This window comes from Rhizobium sp. BR 249, from assembly GCF_047445895.1.
Classification (GTDB): domain Bacteria; phylum Pseudomonadota; class Alphaproteobacteria; order Rhizobiales; family Rhizobiaceae; genus Rhizobium.
Map to the genome: position 1 here is coordinate 22,426 of NZ_JARWKX010000031.1, position 18,011 is coordinate 40,436.

The 18,011-nt window shown below is 63.4% G+C and carries 18 protein-coding genes; 8 read left to right on the top strand and 10 right to left on the bottom strand.

From position 1 onward, the window contains the following. From QD408_RS23655 to QD408_RS23665, 3 genes are read right to left on the bottom strand one after another with little or no spacing between them, the layout of a single operon-like run. Entirely contained in the window at positions 1 to 2,814 is a 2,814-nt protein-coding gene (locus QD408_RS23655; protein WP_414140965.1) for a DUF4159 domain-containing protein, read from the bottom strand. Continuing rightward, positions 2,811 to 3,731, bottom strand: a complete 921-nt coding sequence (locus QD408_RS23660) for a DUF58 domain-containing protein (protein WP_088681903.1) — start codon at positions 3,729 to 3,731, stop codon at positions 2,811 to 2,813. Before QD408_RS23660 ends, QD408_RS23655 begins: the two co-directional genes overlap by 4 nt. A 13-nt stretch (positions 3,732 to 3,744) precedes the next feature. Then, positions 3,745 to 4,755: an AAA family ATPase gene (locus QD408_RS23665; RefSeq protein WP_088681904.1), complete on the bottom strand. Its 1,011-nt coding sequence runs from the start codon at positions 4,753 to 4,755 to the stop codon at positions 3,745 to 3,747. 158 nt (positions 4,756 to 4,913) lie between these two features. On the opposite strand from QD408_RS23665, the gene QD408_RS23670 reads away from it, so the two are divergent. Genes QD408_RS23670 through QD408_RS23680 form a run of 3 tightly spaced genes read left to right on the top strand, consistent with a single transcriptional unit; the run spans position 4,914 to position 7,434 of the window. Continuing rightward, positions 4,914 to 5,537 carry a DUF1285 domain-containing protein gene (locus QD408_RS23670; RefSeq protein ID WP_184469464.1) on the top strand — a complete coding sequence of 208 codons (624 nt, stop codon included), beginning with the start codon at positions 4,914 to 4,916 and terminating at the stop codon, positions 5,535 to 5,537. Next, positions 5,534 to 6,184, top strand: a complete 651-nt coding sequence (locus tag QD408_RS23675; protein ID WP_184469462.1) for a CoA pyrophosphatase — start codon at positions 5,534 to 5,536, stop codon at positions 6,182 to 6,184. Before QD408_RS23670 ends, QD408_RS23675 begins: the two co-directional genes overlap by 4 nt. After that, positions 6,181 to 7,434, top strand: a complete 1,254-nt coding sequence (locus tag QD408_RS23680) for a CCA tRNA nucleotidyltransferase (protein WP_414140966.1) — start codon at positions 6,181 to 6,183, stop codon at positions 7,432 to 7,434. The genes QD408_RS23675 and QD408_RS23680 overlap by 4 nt, the downstream gene beginning before the upstream one ends. Before the next feature lie 70 nt (positions 7,435 to 7,504). On the opposite strand, the gene QD408_RS23685 is transcribed toward QD408_RS23680, so the two are convergent. The 3 genes from QD408_RS23685 to hemF all read right to left on the bottom strand — a co-directional run bounded on the left by QD408_RS23685 (position 7,505) and on the right by hemF (position 9,081). Further along, positions 7,505 to 7,690 (bottom strand): DUF1059 domain-containing protein, encoded by a 186-nt coding sequence (locus QD408_RS23685; protein ID WP_184469458.1) that lies wholly within the window; start codon positions 7,688 to 7,690, stop codon positions 7,505 to 7,507. Positions 7,691 to 7,802: 112 nt separating this feature from the next. Continuing rightward, on the bottom strand, positions 7,803 to 8,066 hold the full coding sequence (locus QD408_RS23690) for a hypothetical protein (RefSeq protein ID WP_088681909.1): 264 nt from the start codon (positions 8,064 to 8,066) through the stop codon (positions 7,803 to 7,805). Positions 8,067 to 8,169: 103 nt separating this feature from the next. Beyond that, positions 8,170 to 9,081: an oxygen-dependent coproporphyrinogen oxidase gene (gene hemF / locus QD408_RS23695; protein WP_414140967.1), complete on the bottom strand. Its 912-nt coding sequence runs from the start codon at positions 9,079 to 9,081 to the stop codon at positions 8,170 to 8,172. Between the two features lie 166 nt (positions 9,082 to 9,247). On the opposite strand from hemF, the gene QD408_RS23700 reads away from it, so the two are divergent. Beyond that, the gene (locus QD408_RS23700) at positions 9,248 to 9,508 is read left to right on the top strand and encodes a hypothetical protein (RefSeq protein WP_088681911.1); all 261 of its coding nucleotides are present in this window, start codon (positions 9,248 to 9,250) and stop codon (positions 9,506 to 9,508) included. Positions 9,509 to 9,511: 3 nt separating this feature from the next. Here QD408_RS23700 and QD408_RS23705 read toward each other — a convergent pair whose 3' ends face one another. Both QD408_RS23705 and QD408_RS23710 read right to left on the bottom strand, forming a co-directional pair. Further along, entirely contained in the window at positions 9,512 to 11,158 is a 1,647-nt protein-coding gene (locus tag QD408_RS23705) for a Na/Pi cotransporter family protein (protein WP_414140968.1), read from the bottom strand. Between the two features lie 198 nt (positions 11,159 to 11,356). After that, positions 11,357 to 11,818 (bottom strand): tRNA (cytidine(34)-2'-O)-methyltransferase, encoded by a 462-nt coding sequence (locus QD408_RS23710; RefSeq protein ID WP_414140969.1) that lies wholly within the window; start codon positions 11,816 to 11,818, stop codon positions 11,357 to 11,359. A gap of 389 nt (positions 11,819 to 12,207) precedes the next feature. Between QD408_RS23710 and QD408_RS23715 the strand changes: the two genes are divergently transcribed. The 3 genes from QD408_RS23715 to QD408_RS23725 all read left to right on the top strand — a co-directional run bounded on the left by QD408_RS23715 (position 12,208) and on the right by QD408_RS23725 (position 14,739). Beyond that, a complete protein-coding gene (locus QD408_RS23715; protein WP_414140970.1) occupies positions 12,208 to 14,064 on the top strand; it encodes an ABC transporter ATP-binding protein in 1,857 nt (618 codons plus the stop codon). A gap of 94 nt (positions 14,065 to 14,158) precedes the next feature. Next, complete coding sequence (locus QD408_RS23720) at positions 14,159 to 14,428, top strand: ribbon-helix-helix domain-containing protein (protein ID WP_414140971.1); 270 nt, start codon at positions 14,159 to 14,161, stop codon at positions 14,426 to 14,428. After that, positions 14,425 to 14,739 carry a type II toxin-antitoxin system RelE/ParE family toxin gene (locus QD408_RS23725; RefSeq protein WP_414140972.1) on the top strand — a complete coding sequence of 105 codons (315 nt, stop codon included), beginning with the start codon at positions 14,425 to 14,427 and terminating at the stop codon, positions 14,737 to 14,739. The genes QD408_RS23720 and QD408_RS23725 overlap by 4 nt, the downstream gene beginning before the upstream one ends. Positions 14,740 to 14,775: 36 nt before the next feature. Here QD408_RS23725 and QD408_RS23730 read toward each other — a convergent pair whose 3' ends face one another. Next, positions 14,776 to 15,006: a CopG family transcriptional regulator gene (locus QD408_RS23730; RefSeq protein WP_414140974.1), complete on the bottom strand. Its 231-nt coding sequence runs from the start codon at positions 15,004 to 15,006 to the stop codon at positions 14,776 to 14,778. Between the two features lie 162 nt (positions 15,007 to 15,168). Between QD408_RS23730 and QD408_RS23735 the strand changes: the two genes are divergently transcribed. Further along, positions 15,169 to 17,082 carry an ABC transporter ATP-binding protein gene (locus tag QD408_RS23735; RefSeq protein ID WP_414140975.1) on the top strand — a complete coding sequence of 638 codons (1,914 nt, stop codon included), beginning with the start codon at positions 15,169 to 15,171 and terminating at the stop codon, positions 17,080 to 17,082. Here QD408_RS23735 and QD408_RS23740 read toward each other — a convergent pair. Then, positions 17,038 to 17,970 (bottom strand): endonuclease/exonuclease/phosphatase family protein, encoded by a 933-nt coding sequence (locus tag QD408_RS23740; RefSeq protein ID WP_414140976.1) that lies wholly within the window; start codon positions 17,968 to 17,970, stop codon positions 17,038 to 17,040. The genes QD408_RS23735 and QD408_RS23740 overlap by 45 nt on opposite strands. Positions 17,971 to 18,011: the final 41 nt, after the last annotated feature.

Consider the following 18,011-nt stretch of genomic DNA (forward strand, 5'->3'; position numbering starts at 1 on the left):
TCATTGCCCCAACCGTTCGAGCAGGTCGGGAACATGAACCTGGTCGGTCTTGTAGTTGCCGGTCAGCATGTACATCATGATGTTGACGCCGGAGCGGTAGGCATATTCGCGCTGCGTTTCATCCGACGGCACGGTCGGCAACATCGGCGTGCCGTTCGCGTCGATCGCCCAGGCGCCGGCGAAATCATTGCCGGTGATCAGGATCGGCGAAACGCCGTCGGCCGTCGCCGCCGATTTTTCGGTCGCTTCGCGGCCGCCCTGCCTGGCCTCGATCCAGAGCGGGCTGCCGGTATAGCGGCCGGGAAAGCTCGACAGGAGATAGAAGGATTTCGTCAGCACGTGGTCCGATGGCACCGGTTCCAGCGGCGGAATGTCGAGATTGCCCAGGATTTCCTGCAGCCTCTGGCCGTTGGCGCTGACATTGCCGGCATTGTCCAAGGCGCTGATCTGATCGCGCGTATCGAAAAGCACGGTGCCGCCATTGCGCATATAGGCGTCGATGCGGCTGATCGCGGCCGAGGACGGCATCGGCGCCGTCGCCGAAATCGGCCAGTAGATGATCGGATAGAAGGCGAGCTCGTCCTTGGTGAGGTCGAGGCCGACAGGAGGCGCCGGCTCCAGCGTCGTGCGGAAGGTCAGGAACTGGGTGAGCCCCTCCAGACCGCGCTCGGATATATCGTCCACCTCCTGCTCGCCGGTGACGACATAGGCGAGATGGGTATTGTCGAGCCTCTCCAGGACGAGGTCGTCGCCGGGGCGAGAGTCGTTGGCGTGCAGCGTGCCGGGCTGCATGAGGAAGCCGGCGGCGACGGCAACCGCGAGCATCGCCGCCGTGCGGACAGCCGGGCGCGAGCGCGAGAAGGCGCCGTTCATGAAGAGGACGATCAGGCTATCGGCCAGCAGCAGCAGAAAGGCGGCGAGGAAAAGCGCGGGTTTTGCCGACCAGCTTTCGCCGCCGATCAGGCCTTCGCGCACGGCGTTGGTGCCTGTCGTGTCGAGCGGCTTCAATTCGGCCTCCTCGGGCAGCACGTTGAGGGAGGTGAAACCATCTTCCGAACCGTAGAGCCCCGGAGGGTTGTCGAAATTCGCGGTCGGTTCTTCTCCGGCCTTCGGAATGAGCGGCCGCGCCGAGCCCGTCTCGGAGACGAGCGTGCCTTTGGCCGTCAGAATGCGGAACGGCGGCAGGGTTTCGGCAACACGCGCGTTGCCGCGCGCCTCCGACGTCACGCCGCCCGAGCGCGAGATCTGCAGGAGATGGCGCAGCATGTCGACGAAGGTGCCGGAGATCGGCAGGTCGGACCAGGTCGCTTCCGCCGTGACGTGAAAGAGGACGATCTGGCCGGAAGCGAGCTGCTTCATCGTCACCAGCGGCGTGCCGTCGGCGAGGCTCGCCCAGGTGCGTTCGGCAAGATCGGGCGTCGGTTCGGCCAGCACTTGCCGCTTGACGACGACATCAGCGGGACGCGCTATTCCGGCGAAAGGCCCGAAATTCGGAAATTCGGCGAGCGACTGCGGCTCGCTCCAGGACAATGTGCCGCCGAGCGCGCGTTCTCCCTGGCGCAGGATCACGGGGATCAGCGGATCGTCCGCCGGGGCTGCCGCCATGCGCGGGCCGGCAAAACGCAGCAGCATGCCGCCGTTCGATATCCAGCGCGTCAGAGGTTCGTAGGTCTCCTCCGGCAGGCGGCCGATATCGGCCATGATGATGATCGAAGGATTGCTGGCGAGAAGTTTCGGTATTGCGACGGCCAGATCGGAATCGGCGGGCTGGATGATATCCGCATAGGGCTGCAGCGCCCGCTGGATGTAGTAGAGCGGCGAGAGCAGCGGCTGGAATTCATCGGCTCCCGTACCGGACAGCAGGACGACGCGGCGGCGCTTGAAGGCGTCGTCGAGCAGGTGGACCGCGCCTGATGTCGCGCCGTTGTCGACGCTGATGCGGGCGAAGTCGTTGCGCATCTCGAAGGGAGCGGTGATCGAACTCGTGGCGACGCTTTGGCCGGGACGGAAATCCACCCTGCCATTGGCGATCGAGCGGCCCTGGGCATCGACGGCGTTGAGCGCCACCGATGCGGGGCGCGAACTGTCGAGCCGCGTGACCTTGACGCTCATCGCGTCGGCCGCATTGTTGGCCGCGGTGACGGCAACCGTCTTTGCGGCATCGCCCTGGATGAGGCGCAGATCGGCGGGCTGGAGCTCGGCGAGCTGGCGCACCGTCGGATCATCGGCCTTGGCAGCGGCGCCGTCTGTGAGGAAGGCGAGGGTGCCGGGCTTGACGCCGTTCAGCGCCGCGCGCAGCGCCTGGAAAGCGCGCTCGCGGTCCGGGACCAGCGGCCGCGGCTCGGCGGCGCGCAGCTTGTCGCGGGCGCTCGCCGCCGTGCCGGGCACGGCATCGTTCGTGGGATCTGCGGTGAAGGCGATCGATACCGGCGTGCCGGCGGATTCGGCATCGTCCACCAGCGCGTCGGCGGTCTGGATGCGGCGCTCCCAATCGGGTGCGGCCGCCCAGCTGTTGTCGACGAAGAGCACGAGCGGGCCGCCCGATGCGAGCGAGCTGGTGCGCGGATTGAAGACCGGATCGGCGATCGCCAGGATGATGACGGCGGCGAGCAGCATGCGCAGCAAGGTGAGCCACCAGGGGCTTTGCGCCGGCGTCTCCTCGCGCTTCAGCACGGATGCGAGGATCTTCAGCGGCGGGAAGACCTCGGCCTTCGGGCGCGGCGGGGTCAGCCGCAGCAGCCACCAGATGACCGGGAGCGCGATCAGCGCGCCGAGAATGGCGGGATAGGCGAAAGCGAAGGGAAGGGCGTTCACAGCTGCCCTCCATGCGTCGCCTTGGCCGGCATGCCGGAGAGATACATATGCACCGCGACCAGCGCCTCGGAAGCAAGATGATCGGTGCGGTGGGCCGTGAAGGTCCAGCCGAGATGGCGCAGCGACTGGCCGAGGCTTTCTCTGCGGGCGAGATAGGCGTTGCGATAGGCCTCGCGGATATGTTCGGCGCGGCCGGAAACCAGCTTGGCGCCGCTCTCCGGATCGGTGAATTCGGTGCGGCCGCTATAGGGGAAGATCTCTTCGGCGGGATCCGATATCTCGACCACATGGCCGCGCAGGCCGCGGCGGGCGAGCGGGCCGAGGCGCTCCATGATCGCAGGCGCGTCGTCGAGGAAATCGCCGATCAGCACGAGATCGCTCCAGCCGCGGATCATCGCCGTTTCCGGCAGGCCGCCGGTCAGCGGTGCGTGTACCAGCGCCGATGCCAGGCGTTCGGCGGCGTTGCGCGTGGAGGCGGGTTCCATGATGCCGGGGCAGCCGATGCGCTCGCCGGAACGGGAGAGGATTTCGGCAAGCGCCAGCATGAGCACCAGCGCGCGGCTTTCCTTGGAGACGTTGCCGTAGCTCGACTTGTACATCATCGAGGGCGACATGTCGCACCAGAGCCAGATCGTATGCGCCGCCTCCCATTCGCGCTCGCGCACATAGGTATGGTCGTCGCGGGCGGAGCGGCGCCAATCGATGCGCGACAGGCTCTCGCCTTCGGCATAGGGACGGAACTGCCAGAAATTCTCGCCGATGCCGCGCTTGCGGCGGCCATGCCAGCCGGCAATCACCGTGTTGGCGATGCGCTTGGCTTCCACCAGGCAATCCGGCATGAGGGCGGCCCGCTGCCTTGCGCGGGAAAGGGCATCGCTGCCTGACGTCGGATTGACGATCTGTCCGATAGATGCCACGCGTCCGGCTTCCTTATCCCTTTGCCTGCTTGACCAGTCCGGCGATGACGTCGCGCACCGACATGCCTTCGGCGCGGGCGGCGAAGGTCAGCGCCATGCGATGCTGGAGAATGGGTTCGGCGAGCGCGAAGATATCGTCGAGAGACGGGGCGAGGCGGCCTTCATACAGCGCGCGGGCGCGGGCGCAGAGCATCATCGCCTGGCCGGCGCGCGGGCCTGGACCCCAGGCGACGTTCTTGTCGGTCGAGGCATTGCCCTGCCCGGGGCGGGCGGAGCGCACAAGGGAAAGGATGGCGTCGACGACCGTTTCGCTCACCGGCATCTGGCGGACGAGGGTCTGGATCTCGATCAGCCGCTGCGCATCGATGATGGCTTCCGGCCGGGTTTCGCCGAGGCCCGTGGTTTCGAGCAGGATCTGGCGCTCGGCGGCGAGCTCGGGATAGTTGACGTCGACCTGCAGCAGGAAGCGGTCGAGCTGGGCTTCCGGCAGGGGATAGGTGCCTTCCTGCTCCAGCGGGTTCTGGGTGGCGAGCACATGGAAGGGGGCCGGAAGGTCGTAGCGCTGGCCGGCGATGGTGATATGATACTCCTGCATGGATTGCAGAAGCGCCGACTGGGTGCGCGGCGAGGCGCGGTTGATCTCGTCGGCCATCAGCAGCTGGGCGAAGACCGGGCCCTTGACGAAACGGAAGGAGCGGCGGCCGGTGTCGTCCTGGTCCATCACTTCGGAGCCGAGAATATCCGAAGGCATCAGGTCGGGCGTGAACTGGATGCGGTTGGCGGCAAGGCCGAGCACTTCGCCGAGCGTCGTCACCAGCCTGGTCTTGGCAAGGCCGGGGACGCCGACGAGCAGGGCATGGCCGCCGGAGAGCACGGCGAGAATGGTGTTCTCAACGACGCTTTCCTGACCGAAGATCACCTTCGAGACTTCTCCGCGGATGGCGGCGATATCGGAGAGCGCCTTCTCGGCGGCGGCGACGATCGCCTTTTCATCGAGGCTGGCTTCGGTCTTCATCATACCCATGGGCATCTCCAACGGCTGAAATCATTCGGCAGCGAATCGGCGGACTTATACATCTGCCTCATACTCGATAGAGTTATGGAGATGCGACGGGCTGACAAGTTCGTTACGAATGACTATCTCGTGACTTCACTTCGTTAAGGACAAACCGGGACGGAAGAATGGCAGCCGAAGAAATCAGCGGACAGGCGGATGCAGCGGGGCTTGCCGCGCTGATTTCGCGCGCGTCTGCCGAAAATAGCGGTAAAAAACGCGGGTTGCCGCCGGTCGAGCGGTGGAATCCGCCTTTCTGCGGCGACATCGACATGGAGATCAGAGCCGACGGCACCTGGTTCTACATGGGCACGCCGATCGGCCGGCCGGCGCTGGTGCGGCTGTTTTCGACGGTTTTGAGAAAGGACGAGGACGAAAAGACCTATCTCGTAACTCCTGTGGAAAAGGTCGGGATCAGGGTCGTCGACGCGCCGTTCGTTGCGGTGGAGATGAGCGTGACGATGCGGGAGGGTGATCAGGTGCTGACGTTCCGCACCAATGTCGGCGATGTCGTGGAGGCGGGAGGAGAACATCGGCTGCGCTTTGCCATTGCCGGCGGCAATGCCGAACTGAAACCCTATCTGCATGTGCGCGGGCGGCTGGAGGCGCTGGTGTCGCGTGCGGTGATGTATGAACTGGCGGCACTCGGCGAGACGCTCGACGTGGAGGGGCGGCCGATGTTTGCGGTCCGCTCCGCCGGCGAGGTCTTCCCCGTCATGCCGGCCGACGAACTGGATGCGCTTTCCCGATGAACGATGCGATCACCCAACGTTATCCGCTGTTCTCAGCAGCTGAATTCCGCCGCCGTGCGCTCAATCAGAATGGTGGGCCTGTCGACCATGCCTGGCGCGATCATGGCGACCATATCCTCAATCCCGATATCGTGGAGGAGGTCGCGACCTTCAAGCTGCGCGATGCCGCCGTGCTCGTGCCCGTCGTCGACGACGGCGAGGAAGCGCGTGTGATCTTCACCAAGCGCACGGCGACGCTGCGCAAACATTCCGGCCAGATCGCCTTTCCCGGCGGCTCGATCGATCCGGCCGATATTTCGCCCGAAATGGCGGCAATCCGCGAGACGGAGGAGGAAATCGGCCTGCCCGGTTCCTACGTCGAGACGGTCGGCAGGCTGCCGAATTACCTCGCTTCGACCGGCTTCCGCATCACGCCCGTGCTCGGCGTCGTCAAGCGGGGTTTCGCGCTGACGCTGAACCCGGCCGAGGTGGACGACGTGTTCGAGGTGCCGCTTTCCTTCTTGATGAACCCGGCCAATCACAACCGCGACAGGCGCGTCATCGACGGCATCGACCGGCATTTCTACCGCATGCCCTATGAAACCAGAATGATCTGGGGCATCACCGCCGGCATCGTCCGCACGCTCTATGAAAGGCTTTATGCATGACCGGCATTGCCGACCAGGCATGGTTCCGTGATCCGGCGCTCGCCCGGGTCCTGGCACTTCTCAATACCGATGAGGGGGAAGGACGGGTCGTCGGCGGCGCGGTGCGCAACAGCCTGATGGGCCTGCCGGTCAGCGATATCGACATTGCCACGACGCTGACGCCCGAAATCGTCATGGAGCGGGCAGCAGTGGCCGGCATCAAGGCTGTGCCGACAGGGCTGCAACACGGCACGGTGACGCTCGTCATCGACGGCAAGCCCTTCGAGGTGACGACGCTGCGCACTGACGTCGAGACCGATGGACGCCGCGCCAAGGTCGCCTTCAGCACCGATTGGAAGGCCGATGCCGAACGGCGCGACCTGACGATCAACGCGCTCTATGCCGATGCCAAGGGCGAGGTGGTGGATCTCGTCGGCGGGCTTGCCGACATCGAGAGGCGCAACATCCGTTTCATCGGCGATGCGACGAGGCGTATCGCCGAAGACCATCTGCGCATCCTGCGCTTCTTCCGTTTCTTTGCCTATTACGGTTCCGGACGGCCGGATGCGGAGGGTCTGAAAGCCTGTTCGGCGGCGCGTTCGAAACTGAAGACGCTCTCGGCCGAACGCGTCTGGTCGGAGCTCAGAAAGCTGCTCGGTGCCGGCGATCCGGGCCGGGCGCTGCTCTGGATGCGGCAGGTGGCGGTGCTGACGGAAATCCTGCCGGAATCGGAACGATGGGGGATCGATGCGATCCCTTCGTTGGTTGCAACCGAGAAGGCGCTCGGCTGGACGCCCGATCCGCTGCTGCGCCTTGCGGCGATCGTGCCGCCCGATGCCGCGCGGCTGGAGGCTCTTGCGGCCCGGCTGAAGCTCTCGAATGCGGAAGCGGCCACCCTGACGGCCTGGGCGAAAGCGGCGCCGGTCAACGACGAGATATCGCCGGCCGCCTTCGAGCGGCTGCTCTACCGCAACGGCCCGGATGGCATCACGACGCGCCTGAAACTGGCGCTCGGCGTTGCGCGCGGCAAGGCCGAGGGCGATCTTGCCGAAATGGCGCGCTCGGCGCGGCTCGGCAAGCTCCTGGATCAGGCCACGAACTGGAGGAAGCCGCAATTTCCTCTGAATGGCGGCGATGTGATTGCGGCGGGCATCGCATCCGGCCCGCGCGTCGGCGAACTGCTGGCGGCGCTGGAACATCAGTGGGTGGAGGAGAATTTCACCTCCGACCGGCCAGCGCTGCTCGCCCGGCTGCAGGAACGCATCCAATAGGGATCATGCGTCGCATCCGGTGGATGCGACGCTGTCATAGTCGTTGCCGCCAGGACGTGGGCACCGGCTCTCAGGCGGCGCTGGCCTCGTCGCGGATGCGTGCCTTGATGTTGTCAACCATGTTTTCGCGTATGGTCGTTTCGCCGTGAGCGGCCTTCAGGTGCTCGACGGCGCGGCGGACCACTTCTGCGTCATTATCCGCCCGGGTGTGCCAGGCGCAGCCGGGAACGAGCGTGCCGCATTCGAAAAGTCGCATGGTTTTCTCCTCTGTCTGGGACGCAACGGCCATCGCGCTTTCACGCGATTGATGAATGTACGTGCGGAGAGAAGGTTCCGGCCGGCAGGAGGTGACGACCGGAGAAGGTGTTTCAGTCGGGCATCGCCCAGGCTTTGAAAGTATCCGAGAGATGGCCGGGCATGTTGCTGTTGGCTGCGTCGTTCTGCAGCTCTTCAGGCGACTTTCCGCCGGCCAGTTGCAGCTTGACCTGCTCGATGAAGCAGGAGAGGGGCAGATCCGAGCCACTCTTGGCCCGCAGTTTCTCGGCGATGCGTATCAGGAACTCGGGCGTGTCGATTGCACGGAATGTTTCCTGGACATCCGTGGACGCAGGCGAGCCGCTTTGTGTCGTCATGACAATCCTCCTCCGATTGTTACGCACGTACATATAAAGTTAGGACTCACTGAATTTTTATGAAGGTCCCTCCATTCGAATTTATCGACGAGATATCACAGTCTCACGGCCAGCGGACGACGGGCGGCAGCGACGAGAGAATGGATTCCACGTTGCCGCCGGTCTTCAGGCCGAAAATCGTGCCGCGATCATACAGCAGATTGAACTCGACGTAGCGGCCGCGGCGGATCAATTGTTCGTCACGATCGGCCTCCGTCCACAGTTTGTTGAAGTTGGAGCGGACGATTTTCGGATAGACCATGGCGAAGGCCCGGCCGACATCGCGCGTGAAGGCGAAATCGGCCTCCCAGCCGCCGGCTTCCGCGCTCGAATGCAGCCAGTCGTAGAAGATGCCGCCGATGCCGCGGGCTTCGTTGCGGTGCTTCAGGAAGAAATATTCGTCGCACCAGGCCTTGTAGGCGTCGTAATCGGCAACGGCATGGTTGCGGCAGGCGATCTCCATCGCCTTGTGGAAGAGCTGGCTGTCCTCGTCCTCCTGCGTGCGGCGGCGCGACAGCACCGGCGTGAGGTCGGCTCCGCCGCCGAACCAGCGGCTTGTCGTGACGACCATGCGGGTGTTCATGTGCACGGCGGGAACGTTGGGGTTGACGGGATGGGCGATCAGCGAGATGCCGGAGGCCCAGAAACGCGGATCTTCCTTGGCGCCCGGTATCTGGGCGCGAAAGTCCGGCGAGAATTCGCCGTGGACGGTGGAGGTGTGGACGCCGACCTTCTCGAAGACACGGCCTTCCATCATCGACATGCGGCCACCGCCGCCGGCGCCGTCTTCACGCGACCAATCCTTGGCGACGAAGCGGCCGGGCTCCTGATCGGAAAGCGGGCCTTCCAATTCGTCTTCCAGAGCTTCGAAGGAGGCGCAGATCGTATCGCGCAGCCCTTCGAACCAGCTGCGGGCAGCCGCCTTCTTCTCTTCGATATCGTCAGGCAAGCCGATCGGCAGTTCCGGTCTTTCCATGTCACGCCTCCGCGGCCGGTCCCTCTCAGGACACGACTCGCTCATTCCTCGTTGTCCGCCACCTCTAGCAGGTGGCGCCGCCTCTCGCCAAGCTGCGGCCGGGGCATCAAGATTCGACTCGCAAAGCAAGGGTTTCGATACTACCTTTTCGACAGAGGTAGGTTTGATGGCGAAAATTCCAGGCCCTCCGTCCTTCGACGGGCTGAAGCGGAGAATGGCGAGACACCGGGCGGAAAACTCTGCCCGCACGAAAGACCATTTCGTGCGTCAGACATATTGTCTCGGCCTCCTCGACGCCCGCGCCAAGGCGCGCGAATGGTTCGACGAATATCCGAAAGCGGCCTATTGGACCGAGGTGGAAAGCTGGCGCCAACTCGACGGCGACCAGATCGAATTCACCATGCGCCGCCTGCCTTCGGCCGACTGACCGTCACTCCACGGTCGTCCGCACGCGGCTTTCGATCAGCAGGCCGTTCTCGTCCATGATCGGATGCGCCACCGAGACGATATGGGCGTTGATGCGCTTCAGGTCGCGCAGCATGTCGAGATGCAGCGAGCTCGTCTGCAGGCTGTCGGTGCGGCCGTCGCGCAGGCGTTCGAGATGGCGCTCGGCCGACTGCTTCTCCATCCGGCGGACCTCGACTTTCACTTCCATCATCTGACGGGCGAGATTGAAATCGCGGGTGACGAAGATGGTCTGGGCGACGTGCAGATTGTCGATCGTCAGATCGAACAGCTTGCGCAGTTCCTGATGGCCGTCGTCGGAAAATCTGAGCCCGAGGGAGATTTTCTTCTTCACCTGCTCCAGGAGGCCCTTCTCGATGATGTCGCCCATATGTTCGAGATTGATCGCGTAATCGATGACGACGATCGAGCGGCGGCCGTTTTCGTCGCCGAGACCTTCACGGCCGAGCTTGGAGAGATAGACTTTCACCGCCTGCTGCAGCCGGTCGACGCGCTCTTCGAGGGCCGGGATCTCGGTAAGCTTGGAGGCGTCGTTCCGCTCGAAGGCTTCGGAAACCCGGATCAGCATGCGCTCGATGAGATCGCCGATGCCGAGCACTTCGCGGGTGGCGCTGGTCAGAGCAATGACCGGCGTCGAAAGTTCGTGCTCATCCAGATATTTCGGCGCGTTGTCGGGCTCCGGCTGGTCCGGCACCAGCCGGGCCATCAACGCGGCGAGCGGCCGGGAGAAGGGCCAGGCGAGCGCTGCGAGCAGAAGGTTGAAGGCGAGATGCGCATCGACTGGCAGCTTGGCGGGGCCGAAAGGCAGCAGCTGGATGAGTTCCGCGCCATAGCCTGCGAGCGGCAGGGCGAGGAAGCAGCCGATCATGCGCACGATCAGATTGCCGAGCGTGACGCGCCGGGCCGAGACCGGGCCGGACAATGTCGCGACGACGGGCGGTATCGCGCCGCCGAGATTGGCGCCGAGCACGAGCACGACGACGAGTTCGGCTGATATCAGGCCGGCCGAGGCGAGCGACAGGATCAGAACCACCACCGCCAAGCTCGACGAGGACAGGAAGGCGAGTGCTGCCGAGAACAGAAGCGCCACGGGCAGGGCATCGTCCAGCAGGCCGATGAAGGCGGCAAGGGCGGGAGAGGCGCGCATGGGCTCGGTCGCAAGGCCGAGGAGATGCAGCGACAGCAGCATCAGCCCGATGCCGATCAGGGCCGCGCCGCCACCCTGGCGGGCGCTGGAGCGGCCACGATAAAGCACGATGCCGGAAAGGATCAGGAGGGGAGAAAGCCATTCGATGCCGGTGGCGACGATCCAGGCGGTGATCGCCGTGCCGACATTGGCCCCGAGCAGGACGATCTGCGCCATGCGCGGCTTGATGAGATCACGCTCGACGAAGGATGCGGTCATCAGCGCCGTCGCCGTCGAGCTCTGCAGCGCGATGGTTGCCACCAGGCCTGACACGAAGGAGCGCAGGCCGCCGCGCGTGCCGGTCGCCAGCCCGGTTCTGAGCCGGGCGCCGAAGGCCCTGGACATGCCGTCCTTCACCTGTGCGAGGCCGAACAGCAGCAGGGCCACGGCGCCGAACAGGTTGATCATGATGACCGTGGATTCCATTTTCTTGTTTTTGTTCTTCTTTCTTGTGTCTGGAAAAAATAAAGCCCGGGCTTTTCTGCCTCAAGCCGTTGAAATCATGGAAACTGCGCGAATCTTTTTGATTGCTCGGCTAATGAATATAAGCTGTTTTGGCTGATCGGCAACGCCGGTTTGCGACATTCCGGAACAGATTGGCACATCCGTCGAACCCGGCGCCGATCAAGCCCAGGCGGTCTGACGCATGGCCTCGCCGACGATCATCGCCGCCGAGACCGCGACGTTGATCGAGCGCTGGCCTTCGACCATCGGGATCAGGATGCGGGCATCGGCTTTTTCATGTACCTGATCCGGCACGCCGGCGCTTTCACGGCCGAAAAGCAGGATATCGTCGGGACGAAAAGCAAAGTCGGTGTAGCGATCCGCGGCCTTGGTCGAGGCGAGGATCAGGCGACGGCCTGACGTGGCGCGCCAGGCCTCGAAGCGGTCCCAGCTGACATGGCGGGTCAGCGCGGCGGCGGCGATATAATCCATGCCGGATCGTTTCAGATTGCGGTCGGAGACATCGAAGCCGGCGGGTTCGATCAGATCGACGGCAAAGCCGAGGCAGGCGGCAAGGCGCAGGATCGTGCCGGTGTTGCCGGGAATGTCCGGCTGATAGAGTGCCAGTCTGAGGTCAGTCATGACGTGCCGCCTTTTTGTTTTGTTTCGATGCCAGAGGCGTAATCCAACACTCATTCCGGAGCAACGGGGGCGCATTTTGGCTCCGAAACGTTCAATTTGCGCCATTATGGGGCTGGAAATTTCGCGGTTTTCGCGGTATCCATGCACGTCTTCAATCGCCAGCAGGGAGGGCCGACATGAATATTTTGCTCCATATGCGCTTTCCCGCCGTGATGCCGATCAAGGCGACATGGCGCCGCTAGGGCGCATTTCTTCCTGAAATCCCCTTCTTGATCCATTGTGCGGCTGTTTCAGCCTCGCCCCTTGAACGTCCGGTTCCCATATGTGCTTGCATGCGCCGGGATGGCGCGAAGCCGGGAGCCGGAACGCTGATGTTTCGGAGCAATTTCATGTTTGGCTGGTTCGAACAGCGACTCAATCCCTTTCCGAGCGAGGAGCCCGTGGCGCCCCCGAAAGGTCTCTTTGCCTTCTGCTGGCATTACAGCAAGCCGGCAGCGCCGTGGCTCGGCCTGATGGCCGTGCTGACCTCGCTGATCGCCATCGGCGAAGTGGCGCTCTTCCAGTTCCTCGGCGACATCGTCGACTGGCTGACCAATGCCGATCGCGCCACCTTCCTGCAGACGGAAGGCCACAAGCTGTTCTGGATGGCGGCGCTGGTGCTGGTCGGCCTGCCGCTGGCGGCCGGGCTCGATTCCCTCATCATGCACCAGATGCTGCTCGGCAATTATCCGATGATGGCGCGCTGGCAGATGCACCGCTTCCTGCTGCGCCACAGCATGACCTTCTTCGCCAACGAGTTTGCCGGGCGCGTCGCGACCAAGGTGATGCAGACCTCGCTTGCCGTGCGCGAAACTGTCATGAAGATCCTCGACGTCTTCGTCTACGTCGTCAGCTACTTCCTGACGATGATCATCGTGATCGCGGCGGCCGACTGGCGGCTGATGATCCCGATCCTCGTCTGGCTCGCCGTCTATATCGGCATCGTCTCCTATTTCGTGCCGCGGCTTCGCAAGATCGCGGCGACGCAGGCGGATGCGCGCTCGATGATGACGGGGCGCGTGGTCGACAGCTATACCAACATCGCCACCGTCAAGCTTTTCTCGCATGCGGGCCGTGAGGAGGTCTATGCGAAGGAGGGCATGGACGAGTTCCTGCAGACCGTGCACAAGCAGATGCGCAAGGTGACGCTCTTCCACATCAGCGTCTATCTGAACAACTGCGTCGCGCTCTTCGTCGTCTCGGGCCTGTCGATCTGGTTCTGGCTGAACGGGGCGATCTCGGTCGGCGCGATCGCCATCGCCATCGGTCTTGCCATGCGCGTCAACGGCATGTCGCAATGGATCATGTGGGAAGTCTCGGCGCTGTTCGAGAATATCGGCACGGTCTATGACGGCATGGAGATGATGAGCAAGCAGCACGACATCGTCGACAAGCCGGGAGCGCCGGTCCTGACGGCGAAGAAGGGCGCGATCCACTACGACCGCATCCGCTTCCACTACGGCAAGGGCAAAGGCGTCGTCGACAACCTGTCGCTCGACATCAAGGCGGGCGAGAAGGTGGGTCTGGTCGGCCGTTCCGGCGCCGGCAAGACGACGCTGATGAACCTGCTTTTGCGCTTCTACGACCTGGAGGCCGGCCGCATCACCATTGACGGGCAGGATATTTCAGGCGTTTCGCAGGAGAGCCTGCGTTCGCTGATCGGCGTGGTGACGCAGGATACCTCGCTGCTGCACCGCTCGATCCGCGACAACATCGCCTATGGCCGTCCCGATGCCTCGGATGCCGAGATCATCGAGGCCGCCAAGCGCGCGAATGCCTGGGAGTTCGTCGAAGGACTCGTCGACATGCAGGGCCGCCAGGGGCTCGACGCGCAGGTCGGCGAACGCGGCGTCAAACTGTCGGGCGGCCAGCGGCAGCGCATCGCGATCGCCCGCGTCTTCCTGAAGGACGCGCCGATCCTGGTGCTCGACGAGGCGACCTCGGCGCTCGATTCCGAAGTCGAGGCGGCGATCCAGGAAAACCTCTTCGCCCTGATGGAAGGCAAGACGGTGATCGCGATCGCCCACCGGCTTTCGACGCTGACGGAGATGGACCGGCTGATCGTGCTCGACAAGGGCCGGATCATCGAGGCCGGCTCGCATGGCGAACTGATCGAAAATGGCGGCATCTATGCCGACCTCTGGAACCGCCAGTCCGGCGGCTTCCTCTCCGATCACGCCGAGGAGGCGGAAGAGGCGGCGGAATGAGAAAAGCCCTCCCGGCGCAAACGGGAGGGTTTCTTAACAGTTGAGAACAGTTAGGAACTTATGCTATCTTCCTGACCTCAACGAGGAACTGCATATGGCGACCGTGACAATCTCATTGCCCGACAGCCTCAAGGCTTTTGTCGAAAGCCAGATGGCCAGCAAAGGCTATGGCAATGTCAGCGAATATTTCCGCGGCCTCGTTCGTGACGCGCAGGAGCGCGAAAACGAGGCGCGGCTCGAAGCATTGCTGCTCGAGGGCTTGGCGTCAGGCAATGCCGTGGAGGCAACGCCAGCATTCTGGAGCGATCTCAGAAAAGAAGCCGCGCAGTTGCTGGCCACGCAGAGCAAGAAGAAATCGCCGTGAAGCTTGCCGTCAAGCCGGCCGCTCGGGAAGATATTCTGTCGCAGTTTTCCTATCTTATGGAGCATGGCGGGGAGACCCTCGCTCTGAGGTTCCTGCACGCCGCCGAGCAGTCTTTCACACGTCTTCTGGAGTATCCGAATTCCGGCGCGCCAAAGACATTCGCCAATTCGAATTTGATGAACGTAAGATCGTGGCCCGTTCCCGGTTTCGAGGATATTCGCGCCTATTACATCTTAGAAAATGAAGTGGTTACGGTCTTGCGTGTCCTGCACGGGCGTCGTGACGTTATTGGCATTCTTGGCAGAAGTTGACTCCCACCTGCAATGACGCAACGCTTGTCCGTTGTTTCAAAGGCTGTCGGCCCAGTCGATCACGCGGTCGTGTTCGACGACGACGATGGTGTTGGCGGCTGCGAGCGTGCGCAGCGCCACGATGCGGCGGCGTTCCTCGCTGTCGAGCCAGGCGGCGATGGCTTCGGTGACGATCACGTCGCGCGGCAGCGCCAGGTCGAGCGACAGGGCATCCAGCCTTTCCGCGAGCGGAAGCGGAATATGCGCATCGAGCATTTTCGTTTCCATGGACCCTCTCTCCGATGAAGCGCGATCGTATCGTCAGATTGTGACGGGTTCGGGGGCAATCAATGGCGATGCCGCCGATGTTATCGTTTATTACCAAAATATTAGGTTGCGTCCGCTTTTCATTCCCTTTGCCGCTCCCCGCAATCCGCCTATATCGCTTCCATGTTCCTGCGCCCCATCCTTCGCCTGTTCGAAACCTGGATCGATCCGTTCCGCCCGCGCGCCAATCTCCAGCCGCCGCGCGCAACGTTCGGTTTCATCTGGTTCTATATCGGCCAGGCGAAGATGCCGTTCATCGCCATGCTCATTCTCGGCGGCATATCGGCGGCCATCGAGGCCGCGCTCTTCTGGTTCGTCGGGCGTCTGGTCGATATTCTCGCCAGCACCACGCCCGGGACCGGCTGGAGCGGCCTTCTGGCGGCCCATGGCGGCGAGCTGTTCGGCATGCTCGCCCTCATCGGCGTCGCGCGCTTCGTCGTTGTCTTCCTGATCGCGCTCGTCGACCAGCAGGTGATCACGCCCGGCTTCTATAATCTAGCACGCTGGCAATCCTATCTCCATGTCTCCCGGCAATCATTGTCGTTCTTTCAGAGCGATTTCTCCGGACGCATCGTCACCAAGGTCTGGTCGGCCGGGCAGGCGACGGGCGATCTCGTCACGTCGCTGATGGAGAGCGTCTGGTTCGTCGGCATTTATGCGGTCACGACGCTCGCGCTCGTCGCCCGGCTGGACTTTTCGCTTGCCGCCGTCGTGCTGTTATGGCTCGTCGCCTTCGGCCTGCTTGCCCGCCATTTCGTTCCGCGCATCCGCTATCACTCGCGCGAAACGGCGGAAGCCGGATCGATGCTGAACGGCAGGATGGTCGATTCCTACAGCAACATGCAGACATTGAAGCTCTTTGCCCGCGACGAGGAGAGCGACCGCTACATGCGCCAAGGCTTCGACATCTACCAGGATACGGTGCTGCGCTTCACGCGGTTCATCACCGGGGTGAGAGCTTCCATGGCGCTGCTCTCGGGCCTGATGATCGTGACGATGGCCGGCTTGAGTGTCGATCTCTGGCTGCGCGGCCTCGTCAGCTCCGGCGCTGTGGCCTTCTCGCTGGCACTGGTGCTCCGGCTGAATTTCCTGCTCGGACGGCTGATGACGCAGTTCAACGGCATCATGCGCAATCTCGGCACCATCCAGAACGCCGCCGAGCTGATCTCCCAGCCGCTTGGGCTCGTCGATCGGCCCGATGTCAAGAGCCTGGTGATCCGGCAGCCCGGCATCCGTTTCGACAATGTTTCCTTCCATTACGGCAAGGGCCACCAGCCGGTCGTCGAGAATTTCTCGCTGACCATCCACCCGGGCGAGAAGGTCGGCATCGTCGGCCGTTCGGGCGCCGGCAAATCGACGCTGATGAACCTTTTGCTGCGCCTTTACGACATTCAGGACGGACGCATCCTCGTCGACGGGCAGGATATATCGGCCGTCACGCAGGAATCGCTCCGGATGCAGATCGGCGTCGTCAGCCAGGACACTTCGCTGCTGCATCGTTCGGTGCGCGACAATATTCTGTTCGGGCGGCCGGATGCCGGCGAGGAGCGGCTGATCGAGGCCGCCCGGCGCGCCGAGGCCATCGATTTCATCTCCCGTCTGCAGGATCAGCAGGGGCGCCGGGGTTTCGATGCGCATGTCGGTGAGCGCGGCGTCAAACTGTCGGGCGGGCAGCGGCAGCGGATCGCCATTGCGCGCGTCATGCTGAAGGACGCGCCGATCCTGGTTCTCGACGAAGCGACGTCGGCGCTCGATTCGGAAGTGGAAGAAGCGATCCAGTCCAATCTTCATCGGATCATGGAAGGCAAGACGGTGCTTGCGATCGCCCATCGGCTGTCGACCATCGCCGCGCTCGACCGGCTGATCGTCGTCGACCTCGGCCGGATCATCGAGGAGGGCAGCCACGACGAGCTGCTTCGCCGCGGCGGGCTCTATGCCGAGCTTTGGGCGCGCCAGTCCGGCGGCTTCCTCGCGGCCGACGAGGACCAGAGTTTAAGGGTCGACGACGAATTCCGCCATGAGGCCAAAATGATTTGATCCGAAGCTGTCCTCGATGCGGCGGACCGATTTCAGCCGCAGGGGCGCCTTGCTGAAGATGTGATCGATCGGAATGCCGAAGGGGCCGGCGACGATCGGCCATGTCGCAGGTTCCAGCGACACCGTGCCCAAGCCCTGGCTGCGCATGAGATACTGCATGTCGGGCGCCAGAATCGAGGTGTTGAAATCACCGGCAAGCACCAGCGGTCCCGGCAGGGAAGGGATGACCTCGGCGAGATCTTCGATTTCCAGGCCGTGGAATTCGTCGTAATAGGGCTTGGTCAGGTGCGCGGCGAGAAAATTGACCTTCCGGCCGTCGAAATCGATCGTCGAGATCGTCAGCCGGTTGCGCCAGAGGAGCCCGAGGTTGCGGATCCGGGGCTCGATGAGCGGGCGCTTCGACAGGACGAGCGTATCGCATTGCTCCATGCCGATGCCGCAGCCGACGTAATAGGGATAGGTCTTCAGGAGCCGCGGCAGCTCGGACAGCAGCGGTTCGGCCTCCAGGATGTTGACGACATCGGCGCCCGAGCCGATGACCATATCGGCGATGGCGGGGCCGTTTGCGAAATTATCGTTCTCGATATTGAAAGACAGCAGCCGGAAGAGAGCAGGTTGGCTCTCCTCGACGGCGGGTTCTACGAATTCGCGCGCCATCACGGCGCCATGGACGGCAAGGATGACCGATAGGCCAAGCGTCAGCATCGCGTACCAATGCCGCTTGACGAGAAGGGCCGCGACGGAAGCGGCGGCGGCGGCCACCGCCAGGTGGATCTGGAAGCTGTAAAAAAAGGAAAGCAGATAGAAGTCTTTGACGTAGCGCAGCGAGATGACGGCGAGGACGAGGGTCGTGAGGACGCTGAATACGCAAAAAATCGTGTCTCTCATCCGCTTCGGTCCGGCTTGCTGGCTTGGCTGCGACTGCGCCT

Excerpts from the sequence above, each read along its gene's own strand:
- QD408_RS23665 (WP_088681904.1), bottom strand. The coding sequence starts at position 4,755 with ATGGGTATGATGAAGACCGAAGCCAGCCTCGATGAAAAGGCGATCGTC.
- QD408_RS23670 (WP_184469464.1), top strand. The coding sequence starts at position 4,914 with ATGGCAGCCGAAGAAATCAGCGGACAGGCGGATGCAGCGGGGCTTGCC.
- QD408_RS23675 (WP_184469462.1), top strand. The coding sequence starts at position 5,534 with ATGAACGATGCGATCACCCAACGTTATCCGCTGTTCTCAGCAGCTGAA.
- QD408_RS23680 (WP_414140966.1), top strand. The coding sequence starts at position 6,181 with ATGACCGGCATTGCCGACCAGGCATGGTTCCGTGATCCGGCGCTCGCC.
- QD408_RS23685 (WP_184469458.1), bottom strand. The coding sequence starts at position 7,690 with ATGCGACTTTTCGAATGCGGCACGCTCGTTCCCGGCTGCGCCTGGCAC.
- QD408_RS23690 (WP_088681909.1), bottom strand. The coding sequence starts at position 8,066 with ATGACGACACAAAGCGGCTCGCCTGCGTCCACGGATGTCCAGGAAACA.
- hemF (WP_414140967.1), bottom strand. The coding sequence starts at position 9,081 with ATGGAAAGACCGGAACTGCCGATCGGCTTGCCTGACGATATCGAAGAG.
- QD408_RS23700 (WP_088681911.1), top strand. The coding sequence starts at position 9,248 with ATGGCGAAAATTCCAGGCCCTCCGTCCTTCGACGGGCTGAAGCGGAGA.
- QD408_RS23705 (WP_414140968.1), bottom strand. The coding sequence starts at position 11,158 with ATGGAATCCACGGTCATCATGATCAACCTGTTCGGCGCCGTGGCCCTG.
- QD408_RS23710 (WP_414140969.1), bottom strand. The coding sequence starts at position 11,818 with ATGACTGACCTCAGACTGGCACTCTATCAGCCGGACATTCCCGGCAAC.
- QD408_RS23715 (WP_414140970.1), top strand. The coding sequence starts at position 12,208 with ATGTTTGGCTGGTTCGAACAGCGACTCAATCCCTTTCCGAGCGAGGAG.
- QD408_RS23720 (WP_414140971.1), top strand. The coding sequence starts at position 14,159 with ATGGCGACCGTGACAATCTCATTGCCCGACAGCCTCAAGGCTTTTGTC.
- QD408_RS23730 (WP_414140974.1), bottom strand. The coding sequence starts at position 15,006 with ATGGAAACGAAAATGCTCGATGCGCATATTCCGCTTCCGCTCGCGGAA.
- QD408_RS23735 (WP_414140975.1), top strand. The coding sequence starts at position 15,169 with ATGTTCCTGCGCCCCATCCTTCGCCTGTTCGAAACCTGGATCGATCCG.
- QD408_RS23740 (WP_414140976.1), bottom strand. The coding sequence starts at position 17,970 with ATGAGAGACACGATTTTTTGCGTATTCAGCGTCCTCACGACCCTCGTC.